The 12456-nt window shown below is 71.0% G+C and carries 12 protein-coding genes; 4 read left to right on the top strand and 8 right to left on the bottom strand.

The window, feature by feature from the left end; all coding sequences use genetic code 11:
* Positions 1-44 precede the first annotated feature (44 nt).
* The 4 genes from murC to ftsZ all read left to right on the top strand — a co-directional run bounded on the left by murC (position 45) and on the right by ftsZ (position 5429).
* A complete protein-coding gene (gene murC / locus DB32_RS27470) occupies positions 45-1439 on the top strand; it encodes a UDP-N-acetylmuramate--L-alanine ligase (protein ID WP_053235606.1) in 1395 nt (464 codons plus the stop codon).
* The gene (locus tag DB32_RS27465; RefSeq protein WP_053235605.1) at positions 1436-2446 is read left to right on the top strand and encodes a cell division protein FtsQ/DivIB; all 1011 of its coding nucleotides are present in this window, start codon (positions 1436-1438) and stop codon (positions 2444-2446) included. The genes murC and DB32_RS27465 overlap by 4 nt, the downstream gene beginning before the upstream one ends.
* Before the next feature lie 279 nt (positions 2447-2725).
* Positions 2726-3991, top strand: coding sequence for a cell division protein FtsA (gene ftsA, locus DB32_RS27460; RefSeq protein WP_053235604.1), 1266 nt, complete (start codon positions 2726-2728; stop codon positions 3989-3991).
* A 136-nt stretch (positions 3992-4127) separates the two neighbouring features.
* On the top strand, positions 4128-5429 hold the full coding sequence (ftsZ, locus tag DB32_RS27455; RefSeq protein ID WP_053235603.1) for a cell division protein FtsZ: 1302 nt from the start codon (positions 4128-4130) through the stop codon (positions 5427-5429).
* A gap of 77 nt (positions 5430-5506) precedes the next feature.
* Here ftsZ and DB32_RS27450 read toward each other — a convergent pair whose 3' ends face one another.
* From DB32_RS27450 to pckA, 8 genes are all read right to left on the bottom strand, one after another.
* Positions 5507-6442, bottom strand: a complete 936-nt coding sequence (locus DB32_RS27450) for an NADP-dependent oxidoreductase (protein WP_053235602.1) — start codon at positions 6440-6442, stop codon at positions 5507-5509.
* A 62-nt stretch (positions 6443-6504) separates the two neighbouring features.
* Complete coding sequence (locus DB32_RS27445; RefSeq protein ID WP_053235601.1) at positions 6505-7044, bottom strand: hypothetical protein; 540 nt, start codon at positions 7042-7044, stop codon at positions 6505-6507.
* Complete coding sequence (locus DB32_RS27440; protein ID WP_053235600.1) at positions 7041-7805, bottom strand: hypothetical protein; 765 nt, start codon at positions 7803-7805, stop codon at positions 7041-7043. The genes DB32_RS27445 and DB32_RS27440 overlap by 4 nt, the downstream gene beginning before the upstream one ends.
* Positions 7805-8905: a pyridoxal phosphate-dependent aminotransferase gene (locus tag DB32_RS27435; RefSeq protein WP_053235599.1), complete on the bottom strand. Its 1101-nt coding sequence runs from the start codon at positions 8903-8905 to the stop codon at positions 7805-7807. The genes DB32_RS27440 and DB32_RS27435 overlap by 1 nt, the downstream gene beginning before the upstream one ends.
* Positions 8906-9023: 118 nt before the next feature.
* Positions 9024-9638 carry a hypothetical protein gene (locus DB32_RS27430; protein ID WP_053235598.1) on the bottom strand — a complete coding sequence of 205 codons (615 nt, stop codon included), beginning with the start codon at positions 9636-9638 and terminating at the stop codon, positions 9024-9026.
* Positions 9639-9690: 52 nt separating this feature from the next.
* Positions 9691-9948, bottom strand: a complete 258-nt coding sequence (locus DB32_RS47175; protein ID WP_053235597.1) for a hypothetical protein — start codon at positions 9946-9948, stop codon at positions 9691-9693.
* Positions 9945-10799 (bottom strand): SirB1 family protein, encoded by an 855-nt coding sequence (locus tag DB32_RS27420; RefSeq protein ID WP_053235596.1) that lies wholly within the window; start codon positions 10797-10799, stop codon positions 9945-9947. The genes DB32_RS47175 and DB32_RS27420 overlap by 4 nt, the downstream gene beginning before the upstream one ends.
* Before the next feature lie 36 nt (positions 10800-10835).
* Positions 10836-12422 (bottom strand): phosphoenolpyruvate carboxykinase (ATP), encoded by a 1587-nt coding sequence (gene pckA, locus DB32_RS27415; RefSeq protein WP_053235595.1) that lies wholly within the window; start codon positions 12420-12422, stop codon positions 10836-10838.
* Between the last annotated feature and the right edge of the window lie 34 nt (positions 12423-12456).

Below are 12456 nucleotides of genomic sequence, written 5' to 3'. Positions count from 1 at the left end.
AAATTCCCACTCGCGGCTGCGGCCGTGCTAACGGAGGGCCCAGCATGTTCCGCGGGCGTGTCCGGTCCATCCACTTCGTCGGCATCGGCGGCATCGGCATGAGCGGCATCGCCGAGGTGCTGCTCGCGAGCGGCTTCGGCGTGACCGGCTCGGACGCGCGCGAGAGCGACGTCACGAAGCGCCTCGAGGAGCTCGGCGCGCGCATCGCGATCGGACATCGCGCGGAGAACGTCGGCGACTCCGACGTCGTCGTCTTCTCGTCCGCGGTGCCGCGCACGAACCCGGAGCTCGTCGAGGCGCGCGCCCGCGCGATCCCGGTCATCCCGCGCGCCGAGATGCTCGCGGAGCTGATGCGCCTGAAGGACGGGATCGCGATCGCGGGCTCGCACGGCAAGACGACGACGACGTCGCTCGTCGCGACCGTGCTCCGCGACGCGGGCCTCGATCCCACCGTCGTGATCGGCGGCAAGCTCAACGCGCTCGGCAGCAACGCGGCGCGCGGCACCGGGAACCTGCTGGTCGCGGAGGCCGACGAGAGCGACGGCTCGTTCCTGCACCTCACGCCGGCAGTCGCGGTGATCACGAACATCGACGCCGAGCACCTCGATCACTACGGCAGCCACGACAAGGTGAAGGACGCGTTCGCGACGTTCGCGAACCGCGTTCCGTTCTACGGGCTCGTCGTCGCGTGCCTCGATCACCCGCACGTGCAGGACATCCTCCCGCGCATCGAGAAGCGCGTGGCGACGTACGGGCTCGCGGCGCAGGCGGACTACCGCGCGCGCCGTCCGGTCGTCGAAGGGCTCTCGACCAGGTTCGAGCTCGTGCGCCGCGGCGTGAGCGCGGGCGAGTTCACGGTGCGGATGCCCGGCATCCACAACGTGCTCAACGCGCTCGCGGTGATCGCGGTGTGCGACGAGCTCGGCGTGCCCGAGTCGGTCACGCGCAGCGCGCTCGCGAGCTTCGGCGGCGTGCAGCGCCGGTTCACGATCGTCGGCGAGGTCGATCAGATCACCGTCGTCGACGACTACGGCCATCACCCCGCCGAGGTGCAGGCGACGCTCGAGGCCGCTTCACGCGCGTACGGGCGTCGCGTCGTCGTCGCGTTCCAGCCGCATCGCTACACGCGCACGGTGCACTGCTTCGACGAGCTCACGCGCGCGTTCAACCGCGCCGACGTGCTCCTGCTCGCCGACGTCTACGCCGCGGGCGAGGCGCCGATCGAAGGCGCGACGTCGGATCGCCTCGCGCTGGCGATCCGCGCGCACGGCCATCGCGACGTGACGTGGGTCGGACCGCGCACCGAGGTCGCGAAGGCGCTCGCGTCGCGCATCGAGCCCGGCGACATCGTGATCACGCTCGGCGCGGGCGACATCACGCGCGTGGGCCCGGAGCTCGTGTCGATGCTGAAGGCCCGCAGCGCGGGAGCGAGCGGATGAAGATCGCGCAGCGCCGCGACGATCGCGAGGCGCATCGCTCCGTCGACGGGCAGAGTGACGCGCGCGAGAAGAGCGGCGCGCGACGGATCGCGCGACCGGCCGCTCCGGCGCCGAGCACACCGCGCAACCGCCGCACCGCGCCACGTGACGGCACGACGTCGAGCCCGTCGCTGCCCGCACCGGTCGCGCCCCGACCGTCGCTGAAGCAGCGCTTCACGGCGCTGCGCACGAAGCTGGGCGCGCGCCTCGAGCGTCTGCGCAAACCCGCGACCATCCTGTTCCGCATCCTCGTCGTCGCGCTCGCGATCGTCGCTGCGGTCGCGCTCTTCCGCGTCGTCGAGCAGCACGTGCGCACCTCGCCCGCGTTCGCGACGAGCGAGATCGAGCTCGAGGGCGCGTCGCGCCTCACGCGCGCCGACGTCGAAGCCGCCGCGGGCATCGCGGTGGGCCGCAACGTGTTCGAGCGCTCTCCCGACGAGGCCCGCGCCGCGCTGCTCGCGCATCCGTGGATCGCCGAGGCCGAGGTGCGCCGTCGCCTGCCGGGTCGCTGGTCGATCGTGATCCGCGAGCGCAGCGCGGCCGCGATCCTGATGCTCGAGGACGCGTGGCTCGTCGACGCGGAAGGCGCGGTGTTCAAGCGTGCCGAGAGCGGCGATCCCATCGATCTGCCGGTGATCACCGGCATCGCGCGCGAGCGCTTCACGACCGATCGCGCGTTCCGCACGCGCGTCCTGCTCGGCATCGTCGCGCTGCTCTCGGACTGGCGCGCCGCGGGCCTCTGGCGTCGCGAGCCGATCGGCGAGATCCACGTCGAGGCCGACGACGCGCTCACGCTGCGCATCGGCGACGACGCGACCGAGGTGAGGCTCGGCCACGGCCCGTACCGCGCGAAGCTCGACCGCCTGCGCCGCGTGCTCGACGAGCTCGGCCAGCGACAGGCGAGACCGGCGTACGTCTACCTCGACAACGTGCGGAGGCCGGACCGGGTGACCGTTCGCGTTCGCTGAGCGGGCTCCGGAGCGAACAGCCGTGCACGTGGCACGTGGCACGTGCACGTGTACGAGTCACGACGCGGTTGCTCGAGGCCTTGTGCCCGCGCGCATTGCATGACGCAGCAGCGCTGTGCCGACGCGCCGTCGATCTCGAGATCCGCGTCGTGAATCGTCCACGTGCACGTGCCACGTGCCCGTGCACGGCTGTTCCACCGCTCGCAGATCGACGAAGCGCGTGCAGTTTTTTTGTGCCCGTCAGATCAGCCGTGTAGACGTCGCTACATCGGAGCGATCATGGCGAGCAACCACGGCACCGAGAACGAGATCATCGCCGGGCTGGACCTCGGGACGACGAAGGTCTGTGCGATCGTCGCCGAGGTCACCGACGACGGCCTCGACATCATCGGCGTCGGCTCGGTCCCCTCGCGCGGCCTGCGCCGCGGCGTCGTGGTGAACATCGAGACGACCGTGCAGGCGATCCGCGGCGCGATCGAGCAGGCCGAGACGATGGCCGGCGTCGAGATCCGCTCGGTCTACGCCGGCATCGCGGGCTCGCACGTCCGCGGGATGAACAAGGACGGCGTCGCCGCGATCGCGAACCGCGAGGTCACCGCCGACGACGTCGCGCGCGTGCTCGATCAGGCGCGCGCGATCCCGCTGACCAGCGATCGCCAGGTCATCCACGTGCTCCCGCAGGAGTACATCGTCGACGAGCAGGACTGCATCAAGGAGCCGATCGGCATGAGCGGCGTCCGCCTCCAGGCGCACGTCCACCTCGTGACCGCGGCGACGACCAGCGTGCAGAACATCATCAAGTGCGCCGAGCGCTGCGACCTGCACGTCGCGGAGGTCGTGCTCGAGCCGCTCGCGAGCGCTCACGCGGTCCTGCAGGAGGACGAGAAGGAGCTCGGCGTCGCGCTCGTCGACATCGGCGGCGGCACCACCGACATCGTCGTCTACGTGAACGGCGCGGTCGTGCACACGAGCGTGATTCCGATCGGCGGGACGAGCTTCACGAACGACATCGCGACCTGCCTCCGCACTCCGATCGCCGAGGCCGAGCGCGTGAAGATCAAGTACGGCTGCGCGAGCCCGGTGATGGTCGACCCCGAGGCGACGATCGAAGTCCCGAGCGTCGGCGGTCGCGCCCCGCGCGTCATGCCGCGCCAGCAGCTCTGCCAGATCATCGAGCCGCGCGTCGAGGAGCTCTTCCAGGCGGTCGCGTACACGATCGATCAGGGCAACTACCGCGATCTCCTCGGCGCGGGCGTCGTCGTCACCGGCGGCACCACGATGCTCGACGGGATGCCCGAGCTCGCCGAGCAGATCCTCGGCCTGCCGGTGCGTCGCGGCGCGCCGACCGGCGTCGGCGGCCTGATGGACGTCGTGAAGAGCCCCGCCTACGCGACCGGCGTGGGCCTCGTGAAGTACGGCGCGGAGAAGCTGCGCAGCAGCGTGGTGACGAGCGCGCACCGGCACGCGATGGATCGCTCCATCGCGGTGCCCGCCGGACCGACGTGGGGCGCGCGCCTCGGCGCGTGGTTCCGCGAGGTGTTCTGAGTCCGGGCAAAACCACGATCGATACGATATCGACTGCCCAGTACCGGCAGTGCTGGGCAGTTCGCGAGACATGCTCGCTTCCCGCGGAGGGCGAACCCGGGGAGAGGGCCAGAGAGAAAAGGGCACGGGAGGCAACATGGGATTCCACATCGAGTTCGCGGACGACGCGGAGATGCAGGCCCGGATCAAGGTCGTCGGCGTCGGTGGTGGCGGCGGAAACGCGCTCCAGACGATGATCCAGAGCGGGCTCGAGGGCGTCGAGTTCATCGCGGCGAACACCGACACGCAGGCGCTCGAGCAGAGCCTCGCGCCGTCGAAGGTGCAGCTCGGCTCGGCGCTGACGCGCGGCCTCGGCGCGGGCGCGAACCCCGACGTCGGCAAGAAGGCGGCGCTCGAGGAGATGGAGCGCATCCAGGAGGCGCTCGCGGGCGCCGACATGGTCTTCGTCACCGCCGGCATGGGCGGCGGCACCGGCACCGGCGCGGCGCCGATCATCGCGCAGATCGCGCGTGACCTCGGCATCCTCACCGTCGGCGTCGTGACGCGTCCGTTCCTCTTCGAGGGCAAGCGCCGGATGAAGAACGCGGAGCAGGGCATCCGCGAGCTCGCCGCGTCGGTCGACACGATCATCACGATCCCCAACCAGAAGCTGATGAACCTCGACGACGACCTGTCGATCCTCGAGGCGTTCAAGCGCGCCGACGACGTGCTCGTCCAGGCGGTTCGCGGCATCAGCGATCTCATCACGGTCAGCGGCGTCATCAACGTCGACTTCGCCGACGTGAAGACGATCATGAGCGGCCAGGGCCGCGCGCTGATGGGCACCGGCTACGGCCGCGGTGATCGCCGCGCGCTCGACGCGGTGGAGATGGCGATCAACTCGCCGCTGCTCGACGACATCTCGATCGACGGCGCGATGGGGATCCTCCTCAACTTCACCGCGGGGCCCGACGTGCGCCTCAAGGAGATCAACGAGGCGGCGTCGCTGGTGCAGCAGGCGGCGCACGAGGACGCGAACATCATCTTCGGCCTGCTCACGGACCCCGACATGGGCGACGTGGTGAAGGTCACCGCGATCGCGACGGGCTTCGAGACCGACAGCTCGGAGATGCAGGAGGTCGTGGCGTCGGCGACGGCGGCGCGCACCTCGCGCACCTCGCTGCCGCTGACGATCCCGGGGCACCGCCCGTCGATGCAGCCGCAGATGGCGCTCAAGGCGCTCGTTCCGCAGCAGCAGCCCGCGCCGGTCGAGGCGCGCGCCGCGCGTCGCAACTCGGCGCCCGCGCCGCGCGTGAGCACGACGCGCGAGCAGCCCGAGCAGGCGACGCTGCCCGAGCTGCGCGTCTCGGGTCGCGCGTTCGGCCCCGCGGCCCTCGCCGACGAGGCGACGCTCGACATCCCGGCGTACCTGCGCCGCGCAGCCGCGCACCACGACTGATCGACGTCACGAACGAAGCGGCGCCCGGCGTGAGCGATCACGCCGGGCGTTGCGCGTTCGCGGCGTGCGCGCCCGCGTCACGACGCGTCGAGGATGATCTTCCCTTGCGTGTGCCCCTCGCGGCTCCGCGCGAACGCCTCGCGCGCCTGGCCGAGCGGGAAGCGCGCCGAGATCTCGACGTCGAGGGCTCCGTCCTCGACCCGACGCGCGAGCTCCTCGAGCACGCGGCGCGACGTCTTCGACACGATGCCCGTCGCGCGAACGCCGCGCTCCGCCGCGCGCTGCTCCGAGCCCGACGCGAGCCCGACGAGCGACACGAGCGCGCCACCTCGTCGGATCACGTCGTACGAGCGCAGCTGGGTCGCACCGCCGATCGTGTCGAGGACCCCGTCCACGTCGCGCGCCACGTCCTCGAAGCGCGCCTGCGTGTAGTCGACGACCACGTCCGCGCCCATGCTGCGCAGATACGCCTCGTGGACCGCGCGCGCCGTGGCGATCACCCTCGCGCCTCGCCACTTCGCGAGCTGCACCGCGAACGTTCCGACCCCGCCCGCAGCGCCGTGGATCAGCACGCTCTGCCCCGGCTGCACGTCGAGCGTCGGCGTGCCGTCCAGCTCGAACAGCGCTTGCCACGCGGTCAGCCCGGCGGTCGGCAGCGCGGCCGCACGTGCGTGGTCGAGCCCCGGAGGCTTCTCCGCGATCTCGTCGGGCCGCACCACGACGAGCTCCGCGTCCGCTCCGTCGTGCTTGCCGAACACCTCGTCGCCGAGCGTGAAGTCCGCGACCCCTTCGCCGATGCCGACCACGACGCCCGAGAAGTCGCGCCCTGCGACGTGCGGCAGCGGCAGCCGATACGCGCCCGCCGCGATCTTCCAGTCGATCGGGTTCACCGCCGCGGCGTGCACGCGCACCAGGATCTCGCCGGCGCGCGGCTGGGGCCGAGGCACTTCTTCGTAGCGCAGCACCTCGGGCCCGCCGTACTCGTGGAAGCGCACCGCTCTCATCGTCGCCATGAGCACTCTCCCGTCGTCTTCATCGAGACGCAGGGGTCGTGCCTCGCGGCGCCGGTGCGCGATCAGAACGTGCGCAGCGAGCGAATCGCGAGATAGTCCACCTCGCAGCTCCCGTCGCCTTCCTTGCGCAGGCTGACGCCGAGCACGCGCTCGATCTGCCAGGGCGGGCTCGCCACCTCGACGACGCGCATGTTCTGATCGCGCGTCGCGCTCGTCCACGTCACGTCGGGCACGAGCTCCGCTTCGTACGTCAGCGTGTTCGCGTCCTGCAGCGCGATGGTCGCGCGCATCACGAGGTGCGATCCGAGATCGCAGCGCGCGTTCGCGCGCGCGAGCAGCTGCGTGCTGATCATCGACTGCGACGCTTCGTCGGTCCCGCCGCGCACCGTGACGTCGCGCCCGACGAGCTGCAGCCCGTGATCGCCCGGCAGCGTCTCCACGTAGCTCGCGCCATCCTCGGCGCCCGTGATCTGCGCCCATCCGCACGGCGTGCCGTCGCACGTCGTCTCGAAGTCCTCGACGTAGATCGCCGACTCGTCGTCGGGGGCAGGGCACCCGACGAGCGACGCCGCGAGCGACGCGATCACGATCACGCGCCTCATCGGCGCACCTCGAGCCCGATCCCGAGCAGCGGTCCGCCGAGCTCGAGATCACTCCCGTAGCGATCGAGGTCGTACATGGAGAACCAGTCCCATCCGACGCGCGCCCCGATGCGCACGCCCTGCGCCACGCGGAACCCGACCTGCGCGTAGCCCGAGAGCCGCGGCGCGAACGCCCACGTGCCCGCGCCCTGGATCGACACGCCGCCCCAGCCGAGCCCGACGCCGAGCACCGCACCGAGATCGACGATCGGCCCGAGGTGCGCGCGCACGTGCGCCACCGCGAGCGCGTCGATGCCGCCCCCCACCGCGGGAGCGCTGTTGTTGCTGCCCCAGCCGCGCCCGCGCGCGCCCACGCGGCCGCCGAGCCAGAGCCACTCCGCGATGCGCGTCATCAGCGTGAAGTCGCCTGCGAAGAGCACCGGCGAGCTCCCGTACCGATGCGCCTCCAGCGCGTCGTCGAGCGACGCGCGCAGCGGCACGCCGCCGCTCACGAAGATCTGGAACGTCGTCGGCATCAGCGGCTCGGTCGCGTCGTAACGGCGCGCGCGCTCGCGCCGCTGCTCAGCCGGCGTCAGCTCGCGCGGCGACACCAGGATCGCCGGTCCGAAGTCGGCGCCCTCGGGCAGCTCGTCCGGCGCGGGCGCCTCGACGTCGGCTCGCACGGCTTCCGCATCGGCCTCGATCGCCGTCTCGACGTCCTGCGCGTGTGTCCGCGCTGGGATCGACGCCACGATCAACGCGACGATGATCAGCGCGCGCATCACGCCGCTCCGCGCATCGCGTCGGCGAGCGCCGCGAGGACGATGTGGTTCTCCTCGGGCGTGCCCACCGTGATCCGCACCCGCTCCGCGAGCCGCGGGTGCCCCGCGAACGTCCGCACCTGCACCCCCGCCGCGTGCATCCGCGCCGCGATCTCGACCGCGCGCGACCCCACCCGAACGAGCGCGAAGTTCGAGTCGCTCGGATCGACCGCGATCCCCGGGATCGCGTCGAGCCCCGCGATCAGCTTCGATCGCTCGGCGCGCACCAGCGCGATCTGCTCGCGCAGGATCGGCATCAGCGGTCCGAGCGCGAGCGTCGCGATCTCCTGCGAAGGAGTCGGGATGTTGTACGTGAGCCGCACCTTCTCGAGCTCGTGCGCGAGCCACGGCTTCACCCGCACCCAGCCGACGCGCAGCGCCGCGAGCCCGATCTTCGAGAGCGTGCCCAGCACCGCCACGTTGTCGTGCTGCTCGAAGAGCGCGTGCGAGATCGTTCCGCTCGAGAACTCGACGTACGCGTCGTCGAGCACCACGAGCGCATCGTGCGCCTGCTCGACGATGCGACGCACGACGCGCTCGTCGAAGCGGTTGCTCGTCGGGTTGTTCGGGCTCGGCAGGAAGATCAACGAAGGACGGTGCTCGCCGATCGCGCGCGACCACACGTCCGCGTCGAGATCCCAGCGCTCGTCGAGCGGCACCTTCACCACCGCGTGGCCGTGCCCGCGCCCGATGATCCCGTACATCGAGAAGCTCGGATCCGGGTGCATCACGACCGCGTGCGCGCGCCCTTCGCGCGGCCGCGCGATCGCGGTCTCGAGGATCGAGATCACCTCGTCCGATCCGACCCCGATCACCAGCTCGTCGGGCTTCGCGCCCACGTAGCCGGAGAGCGCCGCGCGCAGCGCCGTGCAGCGCGGATCCGGATACCGATGCAGCGCGATCGACGCCATCGCCTCGGCGATGCGCGCGCGCGCCTCCGCAGGCAGCGCCCACGGGCTCTCGTTGCCGTCGACGCGGATGCGCGCCGGTGCGGCGGGCGTCTCGTACGCATGCAGCGCCGCGAGCTCGGGCCGGAGCCGCTCTCGGATCGCGTCGCTCATTCGTCGTCTCCTTCGCCGCTTTCTTGCCGGAGGGTCTGTCCGCAGACCCTCCCTCCCACCGAGTGAATCGGCGGGAGCCTCCCTCCCACCGATTCGCGCCCGCGGAGTTGCGTTCGGATCAACGCGACTCCGCTTCGCTCTCGCTCTCGAGCGAGCGCGGCAGCTCGAGATCCTCGCTCTCGTCCGCTCGCTCGCTCGCGTCCCCCGCGCTCGCCGTGCCGTCGCGCGCACGACCGCGCTCGTCGAGGTCGCTCGGATAGAGGCCCATGTACTCGCTCACCACGGCGCGTACGAGGGAGTCGTCCGCGACCCCGCCGACTTTCACCACCCGGCTGCCGGACACCCAGAGCATCCAGCGATCGCCCTCACCACCGTCGAGCGACCACGCGCGCCCGCCGACGTCGACGACCGACACGTCGTAGCTCCCGAGCGAGCGCACCTGCCGGCGGATCTCCGCGCTCAAGCCCGGGGCCGCGTCGTACACCGTGACGAACACGTTCACGTACGGGATCTCGCCGCGGCTCGAGCGGCGCACGTAGGTCGCGGTGTGGCCCACCGCGCCGTTCCCTTCGACCGGGAACTCCACGTCGAGCACGCGCTGGTAACGGCGATACGAGAGGTCGCCGATGTCGCGCTCGAGCACGTAGCGCGTCGGGATCGCAGGCCCGCAGCCCGCCGCGGCCGACGCGAGCACGGCGAGCATCGCGACGAGCCCGGCCGCACACCGACGCATACGTCGCGACGGTAGACCAGGGCTCCGGACGCGTCGAGCCCGATCGCGCCGATCAGGTGGTGCCGCGGGCCCGCGCGCGCCGGATGGCCTCGCCCACCGGGCACCCTGCGCAGCCGGTGCGGCAGCAGCGCTGCCCGCGCTTGCTGGGCGGCAGCGGCGTCCCTTCGATCGCCGGCGCGCTCGGAGGCGGGCCCGCCGGCCGCGCGATCGGCAGGTGCCGCGGCGGCGGCGCGGCTCCGCGCGAGGCCGGCTGCGGCAGACCGCGCAGCGAGCCGATCGTCAGCGACCCCGCGCCGCGCTGCCGGCTCACGACATCCCCGTGGCGCTCGACGCGCGCGCCCTCGCGAGCGCACGTCGCACCACGAGCTCGTCGGCAGGCTGGCTCGCGTCCGAGAGGTACGCCTCGAGATCCTCGACCGCAGCCGCCGACGCGCCGAGCGCGAGCGCGTGCAGCCCACGATCACGCCGGAACGTGACCGATGCGGTCACGTCGACGAGCCGGTCGCTCACGACGAGCGCGCGCGCGTGATCGTGCCTGCGCTCGTGTGCGTGCTTCAGGTTCACGAGCATGCGGACCACCATCGAGCGCGGCGACACCACGTGCAAGTGCTCGGGGCGCAGCCGCGACGCGGAGCCCAGGAACTTCTCCGCGAGCCGCTCGAGCGCGCTCTCGCTCACCACCCGTCCGTCGAAGAACGGATCGAGGTGCACGCCGCGCTCGCCGCCCACGCGCACCAGGAAGTGACCTGGAAACCCGATCCCCTCGACCACGATCCCGATGCGCCGCCCGATCGCCATCAGCAGCGCCGACAGCGTGATCGGGATCCCGGTGCGTCGGTCCACGACGTCGCTCAGGTAGCTGTTGCGCGGATCGTAGTAGTCGTCCGCGTTCCCGCGGAACCCGAGCTCGTCGTAGACCAGCGCGCGCAGCGCCTCGGCCTGGTCGTTCGCGTCGAGGGCCACGAGCGCCGAGCGATGCGCCGCGAGCGGCGCGGCGAGCTCGTCGATGCGCGCGAGGCCCGACTCGACCGTGAGCGTCGGGTACTCGTCCTTCGCCAGGATCAGCGCGAGCGTCTCGATCGGAGTCGCGGGATCGGCGAGCGCGACGAGCAGATCGCTCGCCCCGCTCGCCTGGGTCCTCCGCCGGTCACCGAGCGCCATACTGCTCTCGCTCGTGTCGCCGATCCCGCTTCGCGATCAGAGCCGCGGGCCGGCCGCGCGGATCGCGTCGCTCGCCTGCGACTCGTACTTCTTGAAGTTGTCCACGAAGAACTTGGCGAGCTTCTTCGCCATCGCGTCGTACGCCGCCTTGTCCTTCCAGGTGTTGCGCGGCGTCAGGATCTCGCTCGGCACGTTCGGGCACTCGCTCGGCACCTGGAACCCGAAGACCGGGTCCTCCACCGTGCGCACCTTCGCGAGCGAGCCGTCGTGGATCGCGTCGATGATCGCGCGCGTGTGCTTGAGCGACATGCGCTTGCCCTCGCCATACGCGCCACCGGTCCAGCCGGTGTTGACGAGCCACGTCTGCGCGCCCGTCGTGCGCAGCTTCTCCGCGAGCAGCTCCGCGTACTTCGTCGGGTGCCACACCATGAACGGCCCGCCGAAGCACGCGCTGAACGTCGGGCTCGGCTCCTTCACGCCGACCTCGGTGCCCGCGACCTTCGCCGTGTAGCCGCTGATGAAGTGGTACATCGCCTGCTCGGGCGACAGCTTCGCGACGGGCGGCAGCACGCCGTACGCGTCGGCGGTCAGCATGATCACGTTCGTCGGCTGCGGGCCCACGCACGGGATCTTCGCGTTGTCGATGAACTCGATCGGATACGCGCAGCGCGTGTTCTCGGTGATCGAGATGTCCGTGTAGTCGACGACGCGCGTGTGCTCGTCGTACTTCACGTTCTCGAGCACGCTGCCGAAACGGATCGCGCGGTAGATCTCCGGCTCCTGCTCCTCGGTCAGGTTGATCGCCTTCGCGTAGCAGCCGCCCTCGATGTTGAAGACGCCCTTGTCGGTCCAGACGTGCTCGTCGTCGCCGATGAGGCGGCGGTTCGGATCCGCGCTGAGCGTCGTCTTCCCCGTGCCCGACAGGCCGAAGAAGATCGAGACCTTCCCGTCCTTCGACTCGTTCGCCGAGCAGTGCATGGACAGCTGTCCCTGCAGCGGCATCAGGTAGTTCATGATCGTGAAGACGCCCTTCTTCATCTCACCGGCGTACTCGGTGCCGAGGATGACGAACTCCTTCTTCGCGAAGTTCAGGGCGACGCTGGTCTTGCTCGTCATGCCGCTCGTGTAGCGGTTGGCCGAGAACGCACCGGCGTTGAAGATCGTGTAGTCCGGCTCGCCGAACGACTCGAGCTCCGCGAGCGTCGGCCGGATCAGCATGTTGTGCATGAACAGCGCGTGGTACGCGCGCGAGCAGATGACGCGGATCTTGATGCGATAGCGCTCGTCCCAGCCGGCGTAGCCGTCGACGACGAAGAGCTGCTTGCGCGTGTTGAGGTAGTCGACCGCGCGCTCGTGGTTCACCGCGAAGACGTGCGGGTCGAGCTTGATGTTGACGTCGCCCCACCAGACGTTCGCGCTCGAGCCCGGCTCGTCGACGATGCGCTTGTCCTTCGGGCTGCGTCCGGTCTTCTCGCCCGACATCGCGATCATCGCGCCCGTCGATGAGATCGCCGTACCAGCTTCGTTGCGCAGCGCGAGCTCGTACAAGGCAGCGGGGGGCGCGTTGCGAATGACGTTCTTGACGGTGATGTCGTACTTCGCGAGCGAGAAGTGCCGATCCATGGCGAGGCCACCTCGTGGTTCCCGACGCGCCGCC

The organism is Sandaracinus amylolyticus (assembly GCF_000737325.1).
Classification (GTDB): Bacteria; Myxococcota_A; Polyangia; order Polyangiales; family Sandaracinaceae; genus Sandaracinus; species Sandaracinus amylolyticus.
Note: the sequence above shows the minus strand (reverse complement) of the source record. Positions and strands in the feature narration are given on the sequence as shown.